The organism is Rathayibacter sp. AY1A7 (assembly GCF_002930845.1).
Taxonomy (GTDB): domain Bacteria; phylum Actinomycetota; class Actinomycetes; order Actinomycetales; family Microbacteriaceae; genus Rathayibacter.
This window is the reverse complement of record NZ_PSTL01000002.1, coordinates 265,178-282,482: the sequence shown is the minus strand read 5'-3', so window position 1 is coordinate 282,482 and position 17,305 is coordinate 265,178. Positions and strand designations below refer to the sequence as shown.

Below are 17,305 nucleotides of genomic sequence, written 5' to 3'. Positions count from 1 at the left end.
ACCACCGGGGAGCGCCCCCGGCCCTGCGGGGCCGGGGGCGCTCCTGCGCGTGCGGGGGGATCTCGATGCGCCCTCCGGGGCCGCTCGATCAGAATGTGCCGGCCGCGCAGCGGGGTGATGAGACCCCGCTGGATCAGCGGCTGTCGGCCAGGCGCATCGTGCCGCCGGCCTGGGCGGCGAAGGCGCGGGCGGTCGCCGCGACGGTGCCCTGCATGACCCGCGCCGCGGCGGTCGGCGCGAGGTCCGCCGGGCGCGCGAGGCTGATCGTCCGGGTCAGCGTGGGCTTCTCGAGCGTCGGCTCCTCGATGCGGATCGAGCGCAGGCCCGGGCGCCCCTGCAGCACCATCGCCGGGACGACCGCGACGCCGAGGCCCCGCTCGGCGAAGCGCAGAACCGCGTCCATCTCGGCGCCCTCCAGCACCACGTCCGGCTCCAGGCCCGCGGCGGCGAACGCGGCGTCGGTCGTGCGGCGCAGGTCGTAGCTGAAGTTGAAGACGATCTGCGGGAGGCGGGCTACCGCCGCCAGGTCGAGCGCGCCGGTCGCGGCGAGGGGAGGCTCCGCGGCGGAGGAGACCACGACGAGCTCCTCGACGAGCAGCGGCGTCACCGTGAAGGCGCCGGGAGCGGCCGCGGTCGAGGTCGTCACCAGCGCCAGGTCGAGCTCGCCCCGTGCCAGCCGGTCGAAGAGGCTCCGCGACCCGTCCTCGGCGAGGTGCAGCTCCACGGCGGGATGCGCGGAGTGGAAGGCGTGCAGCACCTCCGCGACGAGGCTGATGCAGAGCGTCGGCGTCGCGCCGAACCGCACCCGGCCGCGCTCGAGTCCGGCCAGCTCGGCCAGCTCGCGGCGCACCGATCCGGCGTCGGCGAGCATGCGCCGGGCGAGCGGCAGCAGCAGCTCGCCGGCCGGTGTGAGGGTGCTGCCGGAGCGCGCCCGGTGGAAGAGCTCGGAGCCGAGGTCCTGCTCCAGCGCGGCGATCCGGCGGCTCAGCGAGGGCTGCGCGAGGTGCAGCTCCTCGGCGGCGCGGGTGAAGCTGCCGAGGCGGGCGACCTCGACGAATCCGGTCAGCTGCTCGAGATCCACATGCATACCCTATGCGCATGGCTGTGCCCAGCATTATGCATTGGAGTAATCGAAGCGCCGTGCCTAGCGTGGAAGCATGACCACTTCAGAGACCACCGCACCGGAGCGCCGGATCTCCACCTCCGTCCTCGTCATCGGCACCGGCGGATCGGGCCTGCGCGCCGCGATCGAGCTCGCCGAGGCGGGCGTCGACGTCCTCGCGCTCGGCAAGCGCTCGAAGTCGGACGCGCACACCTCCCTCGCCGCCGGCGGCATCAACGCCGCCCTCGCCACGATGGACCCCGACGACAGCTGGCAGCAGCACGCGGCCGACACCATCACCGAGTCCTACCAGCTCGCCAACCCGCGCACGGTCGAGATCGTCACCTCCAACGCCGCCCGCGGCATCCAGGACCTCGAGCGCTACGGCATGCCGTTCGCCCGCGAGGGCGACGGCCGCATCTCGCAGCGCTTCTTCGGCGCGCACACCTACCGCCGGACCGCCTTCGCGGGCGACTACACCGGCCTCGAGATCCAGCGCACGCTCGTCAACCGGGCCGCCCAGCTCGAGATCCCGATCCTGGACACCGTGTACGTCACGCGCATCCTCGTCAACGAGGACGGAGCCGTGTTCGGCGCCTACGGCTTCGACCTCGTCGACGGCACCCGCTACCTGATCCACGCGGATGCGGTGATCCTCGCCGCGGGCGGGCACAACCGCATCTGGCGCCGCACCTCCTCCCGCCGCGACGAGAACACGGGCGACTCGTTCCGCCTGGCCGTCGAGGCCGGCGGCCGCCTGCGCGACCCCGAGCTCGTCCAGTTCCACCCGTCGGGCATCATCGAGCCCGAGAACGCGGCCGGCACGCTGATCTCCGAGGCCGCGCGCGGCGAGGGCGGCATCCTCCGCAACGGCCTCGGCGAGCGCTTCATGGGCAAGTACGACGCCGAGCGCCTCGAGCTCTCGACCCGCGACCGCGTCGCCCTCGCCTGCTACACCGAGATCAAGGAGGGTCGCGGCACGCCCAACGGCGGGGTCTGGCTCGACGTCTCGCACCTGCCGCGCGAGACGATCATGACCCGGCTGCCGCGGGTGTACCAGACGATGCTCGAGCTGCAGATGCTCGACATCACGAAGGACCCGATCGAGATCGCGCCCACGGCGCACTACTCGATGGGCGGGGTCTGGGTGCGCTCGGACGACCACAGCACCGACGTCCCCGGGCTCTACGCGATCGGAGAGGCCTCCAGCGGACTGCACGGCGCCAACCGCCTCGGCGGCAACTCGCTGATCGAGCTGCTGGTGTTCGGCCGGATCGTCGGGCAGGCGGCGGCGGAGTACTCCGCCTCACTGACCGCCCAGACGCGCTCGGCCGCGTCCGTCCAGGTCGCCCGCGACGAGATCGCCGGCCTGCTCGCGGCCGACGGCACCGAGAACGTCCGCGCTCTGCAGCGCGCGATCCGCAACACGATGACCGAGCACGCCGGAGTCGTCCGCGACGAGGAGGGCCTGCTCGCCGGGCTCGCCGAGCTGGACGCGATCGAGGCGCGCATCGCCGACATCGGCGTGCACCCGGACATCGCCGGCTTCCAGGACCTCGCCCACGCCTTCGACCTCAAGTCGGCCGCGATGGCCGCGCGGGCCACCCTCGAGGCAGCGCTCGAGCGCCGGGAGAGCCGCGGCTGCCACAACCGCAGCGACTACCCGGACATCGACCCGGCCCTCCAGGTGAACCTCGTCTGGTCGCCCTCCGCGGGGATCACGCGCGAGGAGATCCCCGCGGTGCCGGAGGAGATCCAGGCGCTGATCAGCGGCGAGGTCGCCACCGCGGGCAAGCTGCTCGAGTAGCCGGAACCGCGACGGCACGACGCCGGTCGCCCTCACCGCCTGCTCGCCGGGCACCACCGGCGCCCAGGCGCCCCCCGGGATCCTCCTGGGGACCACGGACAAGGTCACCGCCCTGGATCCCGCCGGCTCCTGGGACCTCGGCTCGGCGACGCTGCAGAACCAGGTCTTCTCCTGGCTGCTGACCTCCGCCCCCGGATCGACGGATCCCGTGCCGGACCTCGCGGCCTCGGCCGAGTTCACCGACCCGACCCACTACCGCGTCGCCCTGCGCGAGGACGCCGCCTTCGCCAACGGCAATCCGCTCACCGCCTCGGACGTGGTCTTCACCTTCGAGCGCCAGGTGGCGATCGCCGCTCCGAACGGCCCCTCGTCGCTGCTCTCGGACATGGTCTCGGTCGAGGCGGAGGACGACTCCACCGTCGTCTTCACACTGGCCACCCCGGACAACGCCCTCTGGCCCCAGATCCTCACCAGCCCCGCCGCCGCGATCGTCGACGAGGACGTCTTCTCGGCCGACTCCCTCACCACCGACGACGACATCGTCGCCGGCGACGCCTTCAACGGGCAGTACTCCATCACGAGCTACACGCTGAACTCGCTCGTGCAGCTCACCCGCAACGACTCCTACGACGGCCTCCTCGGCGCCGCCGCCAACGAGTCCGTGATCGTCCGCTACTAGGCGGACGAGAGCAACCTCAAGCTCGACATCCAGCGCGGCGAGATCGCGGTCGCCTACCGCACGCTGAACGCGACCGACACGGAGGACCTCCGCGGCGAGGAGGGCCTGACGGTGCACTCCGGTCCCGGTGCCGAGATGCGCTTCCTGGTCTTCAACCCCGAGACCATGCCCTACGGCTCCGCGACCTCCGAGGCCGACGCCGACAAGGCGCTCGCCGTCCGCACCGCCGTCGCCGACCTGATCGACCGCGACGAGCTGTCGGACCAGGTCTACAAGGGCACCTACGCGCCGGTCTACTCGATCGTCCCCAGCGCTCTGACCGGATCGACGCCGGCGTACGAGGAGGCCTTCGGCGACGGGAGCGGCGGTCCCAGCGCGGACGAGGCCGCCGCCGCGCTCCAGGCGGCCGGGATCACCGGTCCCGTCGATCTCAAGCTGCAGTACAACACCGACCACTACGGCTCCAGCACCTCGGACGAGTACGCGCTCATCAAGAACCAGCTCGAGCGCAGCGGGCTGTTCACGGTCGACCTGCAGTCGACGGAGTGGACGCAGTACGTGAAGGAGAAGTCGACCTCCTACCCGCTCTACCAGCAGGGCTGGTTCGCGGACTACCCGGACTCGGACAACTACCTGAACCTGCTCTACGGCACCGACGAGGCCCCCTCCATCCTCGGCGCCGCCGTGAAGGACGACGCCTACAACGAGGTCGTGCTGCGCGAGCGGAGCCTGGCCCCCGGCGACGAGCGCACCGCGGCGATCGAGGAGGCGCAGCGCCTCGCGGCGGAGAAGGCGATCACCGTGCCGCTCCTCGAGGGCACGGAGACCGTCATCGCCTCCTCCACGATCTCGGGCATCGACGACACGCTCGACGGCTCCGGCCGGTTCCGCTTCGGGCTGCTCCGGAGCGAGTGATCGGGACGCGCTGATCGGCCGGACGGGCCGCGGCGCCACAGAGGGGGGACCCTCGGCGGCCGCCGCGGCCCGTCCGTGCATCCGGGGGGTCTGTCAGGGCCGTGCTGCCGGGCGGGGCACCCCGATCGATCAGCGCGCCAGCGCCGCCAGCTCCGCCCGGGTGCGGGCCCCGGCCTTGCGCAGCAGGTTCGACACGTGGAACTTCACGGTGTTGCCGCTGATGCCGAGGTCGTCCGCGATCCGCTGGTTCGAGGCGCCGAGCGTGATCAGGTTCAGCACCTCCCGCTCGCGGGCGCTGAGCTCGGCGAGGTCGAGCCCGTCGGGCTGCGCCGGCGGATCGAGGGGGAGGCGGATCGACAGGGTCGACCCCCAGCCCGCGGTCGACGCGACCGAGAGCTCCCCGTCGAGCCCGCGGACGCGCTCGGCGATCGGGCGCAGGGCGTCGTCGCGGGTCGTCAGCTCGCCCCGGCCGTCGTCGCGGATCTCGATGAGCAGGTTGAGCCCGTCGCAGTCCCACTGGATCCGCACCCGGCGCGTCTGCTCCGACTCCACGAAGGCCAGCACGGCGCTCCGCACGATCGCGCGGGCGGCGTGCGCCACCTCGCCGGGGAGGGCGCGCCCGGTGGCGGGCGGCTCGACGAACTGCACGTCGAGGTCGCCGAAGCGCACGAGCGGACGCAGGTCGCTCCGGAGCCGCGCGAACGCGCCCACGACGGGCTCCAGCATCGCGCTGCGCTGCTCGTCCGAGGCGGTGCGCAGCTCGACCAGGGCGTTCGCGGCGATGTCGATCGCGACGGTGCGGGCCGCACGGTCGTCGAGGCGCTCGGCGCGCAGGGCGGCGAGCACCGACTCCAGCGCCACCGCGTGCCGGTCGGCCTGCTCGGCCACCGTGCGGGCGTGCTGCTGCAGCAGGGTGCGGGAGGCGGGGGACTCGGCGGGATCCATCCCCCGAACCTACCCGTCCTACCCGCGAGCGGCACCGCCCACCCGATCGGGTAGGCGGACCTCCTCGATCAGGTGGTGCGCGGATCCGGTCGCCGGGCGCACTGTGGACCCATGCCCGCTGACGACCGCACCACCGACCCCGCAGAGGCGCTCGCCGTGATCGCCGCCGAGGTGTCCGCCGCGACCGCCTCGCTGACGACCGACCGGCTCGAGCCCGTCCTCGAGCTGCTCGCCGGCGCCGACCGCGTCTTCGTCCACGGCGCCGGCCGCTCCGGCCTCGCCCTGCGGATGACCGCCATGCGCCTCATGCACCTCGGACTCGTGGTGCACCTAGTCGGCGACGTGACGACCCCGGCGATCCGCGGCGGCGACGTGCTGCTCACCGCGAGCGGCTCCGGCACCACCGGGGGCATCGTCCGCGCCGCGCAGGCCGCCGTCGACGCCGGAGCGCGGGTCGCGGCGATCACGACCGCCGCCGACTCCCCGCTGGCCGGGCTCGCCTCCGCCGTGGTGGTCGTGCCCGCCGCCGACAAACTCGACCGCTCCGGGGCCGCCTCGGCGCAGTACTCCGGCGGGCTCTTCGAGCAGGTCGTCGTGCTCACCGGCGACGCCCTGTTCCACGCGCTCTGGCAGCGCCGCGGCGACAGCGCCGACGAGCTCTGGCCGCGCCACGCGAACCTCGAATGACCCGACTCCCCACCTCGACAGGAAGAAGAACCCCGTGAAGCTCCAGTTCGCCATGGACACCCTCAGCACCGACGCCGCCCTCGAGCTCGCCGCTGCCGCCGCCCCGCACGTCGACATCCTCGAGCTGGGCACCCCGCTCATCAAGAGCGCCGGCCTCTCCGCCATCACCGCCATCAAGGAGGCGCACCCCGACAAGACGGTCTTCGCCGACCTCAAGACGATGGACGCGGGCGAGCTCGAGGCCGACATGGCCTTCGCGGCCGGCGCCGACCTCGTGACGGTCCTCGGCGTCGCCGGCGACAGCACCATCGCCGGCGCGATCGCCGCCGGGAGGAAGCACGGCAAGGGCGTCGTCGTCGACCTCATCGGCGTGCCCGACAAGGCCGCCCGCGCCCGCGAGGTCGTCGCCCTCGGCGCCGAGTTCGTCGAGATGCACGCCGGTCTGGACGAGCAGGCGGAGGAGGGCTTCACCTTCGAGACCCTGCTGCGCGACGGCGAGTCCTCCGGCGTGCCGTTCTCGGTCGCGGGCGGCGTGAGCACCGCTACCATCGAGTCGGTGCAGCGCGCCGGCGCCCTCGTGGCCGTCGCGGGCGGGGCCATCTACGGCGCCCCGGACGTCGGCGAGGCCGCCGCGGCCCTCCGAGCCGCCATCGTCTGACCCGTCGGCGCCGCCGCCCCCGAGGCCCGCTGATCCGGGTCGCGAGGGCGGCGGCGCCCGCGTCCGCGCGGGAGGCGGCAGCGCATCCCCGCCGGACGCTCGGCCCCTCTCGACTCGCCGACGGCGCGGTCCTACAGTGGCTGCGACGACCCTCGACTCCCGCCGCGGGACCGACGGCGCCGTCGCGAGCGGAGGGAAGCCGTGTCCTCGACCGCCCCCGTGCCCGGAGCCGATGCCGACACCTCGACGAAGCTCCGCGACTTCCACCAGATCCTCCTCAACACCGCCGTCGCGAACGTGACGACGAGCTTCCTCTGGTTCGCGCTCACGTTCTGGGTGTACCTCGAGACGCGCTCCGTCCTGGCGACCGGGATCATCGGCGGCGCCTACATGCTGCTCGTTGCGGTCTTCGCGATGGCCTTCGGCACGATCGTGGACCGGCACCGCAAGTTCCGCGTCATGGTCTTCGCCGGGGCGGTCACGCTCGTGTCGTTCGGCGTCGCGGGCGGTCTCTTCCTCGCGCTGCCCGAGGCGGCGCTCCTGGACTTCCGCGCCCCCTGGTTCTGGGTGTTCTCGGGCACGATCCTCTTCGGCGCCGTCATCGAGAACATGCGCAACATCGCCCTGTCCACGACGGTGACCCTGCTGGTCCCGGTGGAGGGGCACGCCCGCGCGAACGGCCTCGTCGGCACGGTCCAGGGCCTCGCCTTCGTGGTGACGAGCGTCTTCAGCGGGCTCGCCATCGGCCTGCTCGGCATGGGGTGGACGCTGGTGATCGCGGTCGGCCTCTCCGCCGCCGCGCTCCTGCACCTCCTCTTCCTGCGCATCCCGGAGGACCGGCCCGCGCCGACGGGGGAGAGGGCGCCGCTGATCGATCTCCGCGGCAGCATCACCGCCGTGCGGGCGGCGACCGGGCTGTTCGCGCTCATCGTCTTCTCGACGTTCAACAACCTGATCGGCGGCGTCTACATGGCGCTGATGGACCCGTACGGCCTCGAGCTGTTCCCGGTCGAGCTGTGGGGCGTGGTGCTCGGAGTGACGGCGACCGGCTTCGTCATCGGCGGTCTGCTCGTCGCGAGGTTCGGTCTCGGGAGGAACCCGATCCGGACGATGCTGCTGCTCGTGATGGCGATGGGCCTGATCGGCGCGGTCTTCACCCTCCGCGACTGGTGGTGGCTCTACGCCGGCGGCATCTGGATCTACATGACCCTGATCCCGGCGGTCGAGGCCGCCGAGCAGACGGTGATCCAGAAGGTCGTCCCCTTCGAGACCCAGGGGCGCGTCTTCGGCTTCGCGGCGGCATTCGAGTCGGCCGCCGCTCCGATCACGTCGTTCCTCATCGCCCCGATCGCCGAGTTCGCGCTCATCCCGTACATGGAGTCGCCGGCCGGGCGCTCGGCGTTCGGCGGGCTGCTCGACGACGGCATCGGCCGGGGGATCGCGCTGGTGTTCCTGGTCGGCGGAGTCGTCATGATCATCGCGGCCGGCGCGGCGATGCTCACCCGCTCCTACCGCGTCATGTCGGCGCAGTACCTGCGGGAGGCCGCGGCGAGCGGGGAGGCGGAGCCCGTCGGCACGGAGGCGCCGGAGACGCACCGGACCGCGCCGAGCACCGTCGAGCAGAACCGCTAGCGCCCGCAGACGCCGCCCGTCATGCGCCTCCGGGGGGTCCGGCGGACCGGACGGCGCGGACACGAGGGAGACGTGCCGGACGCCCCCTCCCCAGGGTGCGGCGTCCGGCACGTCGGCTGCGACCACCCGGTCGAGGGGCCCTCCTCGACTCCCGAGCGCTCCGCTGCCCCGCGCCTCCGGAGGGAGACATCGGGGCATGCGGCGCCGGCGGGGGGGAGGGCTCTGGTTCCCCGCCCCGCCGGCGCCGGCCGCCCGCGAGGGGCGGCGAGGATGCTCGTTCGGGCGTGCCTCGAGTGACGGCTACATGCCGTCACTGAGCATGGACTGCACCAGCTTCACGTGGCGCTCGAGGTTCAGCTGGCTGAACTCGCTGTTGTAGTTGAGGCCGTAGTTCAAGATGTGACCCGGGGTGCACTGGATTGTCGCGTCCGGTCCGTCCCAGGTGCGCAGCAGTGCCAGGGCCGAGTCCCAGCTGCTGTTCTCGCAGTTCGTGTTGAAGGTGGTCGACGTGCCCAAGCCCACGGTGTGCGAGATCTCGTGCATGGCGGTGCCCTCCACCATGTAGACGCGCTCCTTGCCGAAGCGGATCTGGCCGTAGATGTTCGCATCGGCCGTCGGGGTTCCGGGGCTGTACGAGACGGTCAGGGAGCGGGAGATGTTGCTGAGGCGGTTGTAGCGGGCCACGGCGCGGTCCATCGCGTCGGTGATGCGGGCGTAGGCGTCGGCCTCGTCAGCGGTCGGGCTCGCGACGCGGTTCAGCGTCCAGGTGATCTTCTGCACGGTCGGATCGGTCAGTGCCCAGCGCTGGGCCTTGGAGCCGGTGCAGGTCCACTGCTGAATGGGGGAGCCGTCGAGCTGGCGGAAGTCCTTGTTGTCGAGGCAGAGGTCGCTGTGCCGATTGGCGATCTCGGCGTAGCCTCCGCCGACGGAGGTGATCCGCCACTGCTGGGCGGTGCTGCCGTTGCAGCTCCACTGCCGCACCTCCGAGCCCGGGGTGGTGCCGAAGTCGAAGTTGTCGAGGCAGAGGTTGCTGAAGGTGTTCTTGATCTCGGCGTAGCCTGTGCCGAGGTCGGTGACCTGCCAGCGCTGGTTGCTCCCCTCGGTGCAGCTCCACTGCCGCACCTCGGCTCCGGGCTGAGTGCCGAAGTCGAAGTCGTCGAGACACATGCTGCTGTGCTGGTTGCGGATCTCCTGCGCCGATCCGAGGCCGACCGGGGCGGTGGCTGCAGAGGCGGGCGAGCTGATGCCGAAGGTCGTGATGCCGACGACGGCCGCGATCAGGGCGCCGATCAGGCGCTTGGAGGGGTGGGACTTCGTTGTCCGGGACATGGGTGCCTTTCACAGACATCCGGCGTCCCCGAAGGGACGCGGGTGAGGGTCGCAGGAAGGAGCCGTGTCCGAAGGGGTCGGAGCACGACAGAGGATGCGCCGGAGCGACCGGGATGGTGATCCGGTCGTCCCGCCGCGGGACGCGTCAGCGCCGACGCTCCGAGTGGGACGGGAAGCTGATCACGACCTGCATGTTGACGTGGACAACCATCGACCGGTCGCGGAGCCGGTGTCAAGTGCCGGTCTCGAGCGGATCCGGTCCGAGCCCCGCCGGGCGAGGGTGATCCGTCCACGCGGATCCCCGTGCTCGCAGGGAGAGAGCGCTCACACCCGCCGTCGCTGCGGCATCGCCCGGAATCCGCCATTGTTACCGTTAACAAAAGTCGGTACGGTGTCACCTGAAGTGGGCAAGCGCGTCCTCGCGCCTCGCGTCCCACTCCGACCGGTTCGAAGGCGAACCTGAGAGGAACGTCGATGATGACGACAGCACCACCCTCCCGCCGCACCCTCCCGCCGCAGGCCCACGCCCGGCCCCGATGACTGTCGGCCCGGCCGACACCTCCCACGCGGTGACCGCGGTCGGCGCCCGCAGCGCGCGACGTCTCGTCCTCGCACCCACGTCGACCTCCGCCTCCCGATCACGGGTCGCCAGGCCCGCGTCCCGGGCCGCCTTCCGGCGATTCCCTCCCCGCCAGACGGACGCCGGACTCACCACTCCGCCGGCCGATCGCGCGGGCTCCGTCCTCCCCCTCCGACCCCTCACCTGAAGGACCCCCCATGTCACGAACCCCCCGGCAGGAGCGCACCCGGCGCTCACGCCTCCCCCGAGCGGGCGCCGCGCTGACGCTCGCGATCGCCTGCCTCGGCGGCGTCCTCGGACCGATCGGCGCCGCCGGCGCCGCAGAGACCGTCCCCGCTCCCGCGCTGCAGTACTCGTTCGACGGCATCGGCGCGACGCTCGCCAACGGAGCCGTCGTCGCCGACTCCGCTCCGGGCAATCACCCCGGCACCCTGATCAACTCCGGCGCGACCAGCGTCGCGGGTCCCTCCGGCGCCTCCACCGACCGCGCTCTCTCGCTCCCGGGCGGATCGAGCACGTCGGCCGCGCCGCACGTCCGGATCGCCCCGGGCCTGATCCCCGCCGGCACGCAGGACGTCACGATGTCCGCCTGGCTGCGCTGGAGCGGTGCTCCGGACTGCACCTGGCCCTTCACGCTCGGCTCCAGCGTCGACTCCCACGTCCTCTCCACCACGAAGTGCGGACCGGCCGGCTTCGGCGCGATCAAGAGCGGCTCCGAGGTGCGGGCCGCAGGCACCACTCCGGTCGCCGCGAACCGCTGGGTGCACATGGCGGTCGTCGTCAAGGGCGGCCAGTCGGTCTCGACCTACTTCGACGGAACCCTCGTCGGCCAGGGCAGCACGACCTTCACCGCCGCCTCGGCGATCGGCACCTCCACGTTCTCCGGCTTCCTCGGCAAGTCCTTCTACGGCGCGGACGCCTACTGGGCCGGCGCGATCGACGACATGCAGGTCTGGACCTCCGCGCTCACCGCCGGCCAGGTGCAGCAGAGCGCCGCATCCGTGCACTCGGTGCTCGCGAACCAGGACGCCGCCGTCTCGCTCGGCGACACCTCGAACGTGACCTCGAACCTCGCCCTCCCCACGACCGGCGCCAACGGCTCCACGATCACCTGGACGTCGAGCGCCCCCGGCGTCGTCAGCACCAGCGGCGTCGTCACCCGGCCCGCCGCGGGCAGCCCGGACGCCACCGTCACGCTGACCCCGACCGCCGTCCACGGCGGCATCACCGTCGTCGGCCGTGCCACCACCGTGTTCGTCCCGGCGTACGCCGCCGGTGACAGCGCCGAGGCCGAGCTCGCCCGGGCCGTCGCCGACGGCATCAGCAACGATCCCGCTCTCGCCGGACCGGTGCGCGGCAGCCTGAACCTGCCCTCGACCGGAGCCGACGTCGCCGCCACCGCCGCGCGCGCGAACAGCTCCAGCGCCGTGGTCAGCTGGACCTCGTCGAACGAGGCCGTCATCACCTCCGCCGACAAGGGCACCGCGCCGAACGTCGTCGCGAAGGGCTCGCTCACGCGGCCGTCCGCCGACACCACCGTCACCCTCACCGCGACGGTCACGCTCCCCGGCACCACGCCCCTCGTCCGGACCCTCACGCGCACCGTTCCGGCCGCGGCCCCCGTCGCCGCGAGCGACCTCGACGCGTACCTGTTCGCGTACTTCACCGGCGACAGCATCGAAGGCGAGAAGATCCGCTTCGCGACCTCCGACGGCAACGACTCGCTCACGTGGAAGACCCTGAACGACGCGCAGCCGATCCTCACCTCCACCATGGGCACGAAGGGCCTGCGCGACCCGTTCATCTTCCGCTCGAAGGAGGGCGACCGCTTCTTCCTGATGGCCACCGACCTCTCCGTCGGCACCACCGGCTTCGGCGGCTCGACCAACCGCGGCAGCCGCTACCTCGAGATCTGGGAGTCCACGGACCTCGTCAACTGGGGCCAGCAGCGCCACGTCGAGGTCAACCTGCCCAACGCGGGCATGACCTGGGCACCGGAGGCCACCTACGACCCCACCATCGACGCGTACGTCGTCTACTGGACCTCGGCCCTCTTCACCGACAGCACCCGCAACGTCGAGGACGGCAACGGACCCCAGATCCTCACCTCCACCACCCGCGACTTCCGGGAGTTCACCACCCCCGAGGTCTGGTTCAAGGCCGCCGACGTCCCCTCGCTCAACAGCCGCAACGGGCTGATCGACGCCACGATGCTCAAGGACGGCGACACCTACTACCGCTTCACGAAGGCGACCGAGACCAGCGGCTGCCCCTCGCCCGACATCATCGGACAGAAGTCGACGAACCTGCGGGCCACCACCGCCTCCGGCGCGTGGAGCCTGATCGACACCTGCATCGGCCGCACCGCCGGAACGCCGGAGGTCGAGGGTCCCGAGATCTTCAAGACCAACGAGGGTGACCGGGCGGGCTACAAGTACTTCCTCTGGACCGACAACTACGGCGGACGCGGCTACATCCCGCTCGGCACGAACTCGCTCGAGGGCGACATCCAGTGGACGATCCCCAGCAGCTTCTCGCTGCCGACGTCGCCCCGCCACGGATCCGTCGTCTCCATCACTGCGAAGGAGCGCGACGGGCTCGCCGCGAAGTGGAACCCGTCGCTCCTGGTGACCTCGATCGACGCCGTGGCGCGGACCGTTCAGGCCGGATCGACCACCGTCGACCTGCCCGCCACGGTGGGCGCGACGTTCAAGGACGGCCACCGCGAGACGGTCGCCGTGACGTGGGCGACCGCCGATCTCAGCTCGCTGAAGAAGGCGGGCGACACCGTGCAGGTGCGCGGACAGCTCGCCAACTCGGCAGCGACGCCGGCCATCGCCACCATCACCGCCACGGCTCCTCCCGGACCGTCGCTGACGGCCTCGGCCGCGAGCCGCTGCGTCGCCGGCAAGGTGACGGTCACCGCGACCGGCACCAACACGAGCGGCTCCACGGTCGAGATGACCGTCGGCTCGCAGTGGGGGAGCAGGACCTTCGCCGGGGTCGCTCCCGGCAAGTCCGTGTCCGCCGCCTTCACCACCCGGGCGACCTCGGTCACCGCGGGCGAGGTGAGCGTCGCCTCGAAGGACGCGAACGGCACCAGGACGGCCACCGCGCCGTACTCGGCGCTCACCTGCCGCTAGGCCGGTGACAGGGGAGGGGCGGCGTCCAGCCGCCCCTCCCCTGACCTCCTCCGTTCCGGGGCCTCCGGCCACCGGAGCAGGGGAGCATGGACCCTGGGTCCGTGCTCCCCGCATCCACCTCTCCCACGGAAGTAGACGAACAATGCGGTTCCGACGCACGACGGCCCTCCTGGTCGCCGCGAGCCTGACAGCGGGAGGGGCTGCGCTCGGCGCGGCACCCGCACAGGCCGCGGTGCCCAGCCCGGTCCTCTCCTACGACTTCTCCTCGTCCGCCGCCGTCGGCTCCGCCGTGGGCGCGGGCACGACCCTGACCGACTCCGCTGCGGGCCGCTCCGCCACCGTACGCGGGACCGGAGCGACGACCGTCGCCGGTCCGCGCGGCGGCACCGACCGCGCACTCCGCCTCCCCGGCGGCGCCGCAGGCAGCTCCGCCGCCTACGCCGAGATCGCGCCGGGACTGACCACGGCGGCCACCACCGACGTGACCATGTCGGCCTGGCTGCGCTGGGAGGGGAACCAGAACTGCAGCTGGGCGTACGCGCTCGGGCAGTCGACCGAGCGGTACCTCTTCACCACGCCCCAGTGTGGAAGCAGCCTGATCGGTGCCGTGAAGAACGGCTCGGAGCAGCGCGCGGCCGACTCCGGTCCCGCCGCCACCGGCCGCTGGAGCCACGTCGCCGTGGTCCTGCGCAGCGGCGTCAGCGTCTCGACCTACGTCGACGGCCGGCTCGCCCAGACCACCCCGACCTCCGCGACCGGAGCGGCGACTGTCGGCACCTCCGCCTTCTCCGGCCTCCTCGGCAAGTCGTTCTACGGCCCTGACCCTCTCTTCGCCGGGGCGATGGACGACGTGCACGTCTACTCCTCCGCACTGACCCAGGACCAGGTGCGCGAGGACGCGGCTCCGGCCGCTGCCGCGATCGCTGCATCGGACGCCGCCGCGGCGACCATCGCCGTGACCGGACCCGTCACCAGCGACCTCTCCCTCCCGACCCGCGGCGCGGGCGGCTCCGTCCTCACCTGGGCGAGCAGCGACCCCGCGGTGATCGGCACCGACGGCTCCGTGCGCCGCCCGGCACCCGGCTCGGCGAACGCCACCGTGACCCTGACCCCGACCGCGACGTTCGCCGGATCCGCCGCCACCGGCACCGCGCGAACCGTCACCGTCGCCGCCGACACCGAGGCCGACGCCACGGCGCGCCTGCGCACCGCCCTCGTCGTCCCGCCGACCGTCGCCTCCGGAACCGCTCTTCCCACGGTCGCCGGCTACACCGTGTCGTGGAGCGCGGACGGTGCCGGCCTGTCCGGCAGCCGCCTCGTGAACGACTCGGCGACCGACCGGGCACTCGCGCTCACCGCCTCCGTGAAGGTCGGCGCCACCACGCTGACGAAGACCTTCCGCACCACCGTCCTCAGCGCCTCCACGGCGAAGACCGTGGTGTCGTACACCCGGACGCCGACCGGCGAGGACAAGGCGAACCAGGACACGATCGCCCGCGGCCTCCACCTGGCACTCGGCTCGTCCGTCGCCGACGCAGCACCGCTCTCGGGCAACTCGGGAGTCCTCTTCGCCGACGGGGTCTTCCTCGGAACCGACAAGGCCGACAACCGCGGCCTCGCGAACCCCTCGCTGTTCACCTTCGCCGACGGCACCGTCGGCGTGATCGCCACGCGCGTCCTGCAGTCGGGCGCGTCCGACGGCACCGGGGCCTCGAGCGCTCTGATCTTCAAGGCCACGGACGCCACCGCGTCCGACTTCACCGAGCTCGGCCTCATCGACCTCGGCACCACCGGCGGCGTCGTCGCGCCGAAGGCCGTCTTCGACACGGACCAGAACCGCTACCTCGTCTCCTGGACGGACTCCTCCGGGGCGGCGAAGTACACGACCGTCACGGACCTCGCCCGCACCGAGCTCCGCGCGCAGGCGTTCTGGCCGAAGGACGGCGGCCGTCGCAGCGTCGTCGTGACCGACGGGAACCGCGGTGCGGTCCTCGGAGGAAGCCCCGCCACCGTCGCCGCTCCCGACCTCTCCGGAGTCCCGGGCCGCGTCGCCGACGCTCTGCCGGGCGGCGCGCTGACGGTCTCCGGCTCCGTCGCCGACTCGCTCGTGAAGAGGTTCGGCCGCACGGTCAACACCGGATCCTCGGTCGCACCGCAGACGATCGATCAGGGCGATACCTCCGCCCTGTCCGGAGTGAAGGCGCAGCTCTCCTACAACGACGGCTCGACCGGCAGCCTCGGCATCGACTGGAACCAGCAGCAGCTCGCCGACCTCGCCGCGAAGGGCCCGGGAACGTACGACCTCTCCGGGACCGTCCGCCAGCGGCAGTACAACGAGCCGTTCGCCTACAACCGCGCGGATCCGACGATCTACCGCTACGAGCGCAACGGGAAGACGCAGTACCTCTTCACCGCCACGGACGACACGAACAACAACAACGTCGCCTCGCAGCACCTGCCGATCCGGGTCGCCGACAGCATCGACCAGCTCAGCGACGACAACGGCGGACGGGCCCGTGAGGTGGACCTCCTCAACCGCACCACGCGGATGGACCGCACCGCCGAGGGCAAGGTGATCGCGGGCTGCTACTGGGCCCCCGAGATCCACGAGATCGGCGGCAAGCTCTCCATCCTGTTCGCCCCGTGCTTCAACCCGGACAACGACCAGTCGAACCAGAACGGTCAGTGGTTCACGGTGCAGGCGCACATCATGCAGCTGCGCGACGGCGGAGACCCCGCGAACCCCTCCGACTGGAGCGCGCCGCGCGCCGTCGTGAAGAGCGATGGGAGCGCCCTCGGACGCCCCGGCACGGGACGCAACATCAGCCTCGACATGACCTACTTCGAGTCCGGTGGAACTGCGTACTACGCCTGGTCCCAGCGCTACGTCGACAACGGAGTGAGCGACCCGGCGACCTGGATCGCCAAGGTCGATCCCGCGAACCCCACCCGCGTCATCGGCGAGCCGACCCCGATCATCGTGCCCTCGCTGACGTTCGAGGACCACCTGTCCGAGGGAGCGTTCGCGATCCAGCGCGACGGGAGGATCACGCTCGTCTACTCCAGCAGCGGCGTCAGCCCGAAGTACATCGTGGGCGGCGCCTGGGCGAAGGAGGGCAGTGACCTGACCGACATCGCGAGCTGGACCAAGTACGACGCCCCGCTCCTGCAGAGCGTTCCCCTGCCCGACGGCGTCCTCGACTACCGCACCTACGAGCAGGGTCCCGGCCACGGAGCCGTCACCCAGGACGAGGACGGCAACGACGTGTACGTCTACCACACCTGGGGCAACGGAGTCGGGGGTGACGGCCGCGACACCCGTCTCGCCCGCATCCACTACGCCGCCGACGGCCGGCCGGTCTTCGACCTGACGCCGACGGAGGAGGTCGCACCCGCGAACCGGACTGTGACCGCCAAGGTCACCGTCACGTCGCCCCTGACCGTGACCGCCACGGCGTCGACCCGCTGCGTCAGCGGGAAGGTCGTCCTGACCACTGTGGTCAAGAACGACAGCCGCTCGATCATGGACATCACGACCGTCACCGCCTTCGGCTCGAAGACCGTGACCGGAGTCGCTCCGGGATCGTCCGCGTCGAGCGCCGTCACCACCCGAGCGGTCTCGATCCCCGCGGGGTCGGTGGCCGCGACAGGAAAGGCCGTCGTCGACGGGAAGACGGTCAGCACGCAGACGAGCGTCGACTACCCGGCGCGCAGCTGCCGCTGAGACGGTGAGGGAGCGGGCGCCACGATCGCCCGCTCCCTCGTCGTCCCGCCCCCGACCGGCACTGCGCCGCCCTGCAGTGCCGCCACCTCAGAAGGACGACCGAC

At 72.1% G+C, this 17,305-nt stretch carries 9 protein-coding genes and 1 pseudogene; 7 read left to right on the top strand and 3 right to left on the bottom strand.

What is annotated here, in order from left to right:
• Window positions 1–133: 133 nt before the first annotated feature.
• Window positions 134–1,087, bottom strand: a complete 954-nt coding sequence (locus C5B95_RS03475) for a LysR family transcriptional regulator (RefSeq protein WP_104348469.1) — start codon at window positions 1,085–1,087, stop codon at window positions 134–136.
• Between the two features lie 70 nt (window positions 1,088–1,157).
• Between C5B95_RS03475 and C5B95_RS03470 the strand changes: the two genes are divergently transcribed.
• Together C5B95_RS03470 and C5B95_RS17805 are read left to right on the top strand one after the other, a co-directional pair.
• Entirely contained in the window at window positions 1,158–2,909 is a 1,752-nt protein-coding gene (locus C5B95_RS03470) for an L-aspartate oxidase (protein ID WP_104348468.1), read from the top strand.
• A 208-nt stretch (window positions 2,910–3,117) separates the two neighbouring features.
• Window positions 3,118–4,503, top strand: a pseudogene (locus C5B95_RS17805) (ABC transporter substrate-binding protein).
• 129 nt (window positions 4,504–4,632) lie between these two features.
• On the opposite strand, the gene C5B95_RS03455 reads toward C5B95_RS17805, so the two are convergent.
• Window positions 4,633–5,448: a response regulator transcription factor family protein gene (locus C5B95_RS03455; RefSeq protein ID WP_104239653.1), complete on the bottom strand. Its 816-nt coding sequence runs from the start codon at window positions 5,446–5,448 to the stop codon at window positions 4,633–4,635.
• A gap of 111 nt (window positions 5,449–5,559) precedes the next feature.
• Between C5B95_RS03455 and hxlB the strand changes: the two genes are divergently transcribed.
• The 3 genes from hxlB (at window position 5,560) to C5B95_RS03440 (ending at window position 8,425) form a co-directional block, all read left to right on the top strand.
• Window positions 5,560–6,135, top strand: coding sequence for a 6-phospho-3-hexuloisomerase (hxlB, locus tag C5B95_RS03450; protein ID WP_104295993.1), 576 nt, complete (start codon window positions 5,560–5,562; stop codon window positions 6,133–6,135).
• Window positions 6,136–6,169: 34 nt separating this feature from the next.
• The gene (gene hxlA / locus C5B95_RS03445) at window positions 6,170–6,793 is read left to right on the top strand and encodes a 3-hexulose-6-phosphate synthase (RefSeq protein WP_104224387.1); all 624 of its coding nucleotides are present in this window, start codon (window positions 6,170–6,172) and stop codon (window positions 6,791–6,793) included.
• Window positions 6,794–6,994: 201 nt separating this feature from the next.
• Window positions 6,995–8,425 (top strand): MFS transporter, encoded by a 1,431-nt coding sequence (locus C5B95_RS03440; protein WP_104348467.1) that lies wholly within the window; start codon window positions 6,995–6,997, stop codon window positions 8,423–8,425.
• Between the two features lie 300 nt (window positions 8,426–8,725).
• Here C5B95_RS03440 and C5B95_RS03435 read toward each other — a convergent pair whose 3' ends face one another.
• Window positions 8,726–9,754: an RICIN domain-containing protein gene (locus C5B95_RS03435; RefSeq protein ID WP_104233666.1), complete on the bottom strand. Its 1,029-nt coding sequence runs from the start codon at window positions 9,752–9,754 to the stop codon at window positions 8,726–8,728.
• Between the two features lie 777 nt (window positions 9,755–10,531).
• Here C5B95_RS03435 and C5B95_RS03430 point away from each other — a divergent pair.
• Entirely contained in the window at window positions 10,532–13,477 is a 2,946-nt protein-coding gene (locus C5B95_RS03430; protein WP_104348466.1) for an immunoglobulin-like domain-containing protein, read from the top strand.
• A 142-nt stretch (window positions 13,478–13,619) separates the two neighbouring features.
• Window positions 13,620–17,201, top strand: coding sequence for a family 43 glycosylhydrolase (locus tag C5B95_RS03425; RefSeq protein WP_104347572.1), 3,582 nt, complete (start codon window positions 13,620–13,622; stop codon window positions 17,199–17,201).
• The last annotated feature ends 104 nt before the right edge of the window (window positions 17,202–17,305 follow it).

Excerpts from the sequence above, each read along its gene's own strand:
- C5B95_RS03455 (WP_104239653.1), bottom strand. The coding sequence starts at position 5,448 with ATGGATCCCGCCGAGTCCCCCGCCTCCCGCACCCTGCTGCAGCAGCAC.
- C5B95_RS03425 (WP_104347572.1), top strand. The coding sequence starts at position 13,620 with ATGCGGTTCCGACGCACGACGGCCCTCCTGGTCGCCGCGAGCCTGACA.
- C5B95_RS03475 (WP_104348469.1), bottom strand. The coding sequence starts at position 1,087 with ATGCATGTGGATCTCGAGCAGCTGACCGGATTCGTCGAGGTCGCCCGC.
- C5B95_RS03435 (WP_104233666.1), bottom strand. The coding sequence starts at position 9,754 with ATGTCCCGGACAACGAAGTCCCACCCCTCCAAGCGCCTGATCGGCGCC.
- hxlB (WP_104295993.1), top strand. The coding sequence starts at position 5,560 with ATGCCCGCTGACGACCGCACCACCGACCCCGCAGAGGCGCTCGCCGTG.
- C5B95_RS03430 (WP_104348466.1), top strand. The coding sequence starts at position 10,532 with ATGTCACGAACCCCCCGGCAGGAGCGCACCCGGCGCTCACGCCTCCCC.
- C5B95_RS03470 (WP_104348468.1), top strand. The coding sequence starts at position 1,158 with ATGACCACTTCAGAGACCACCGCACCGGAGCGCCGGATCTCCACCTCC.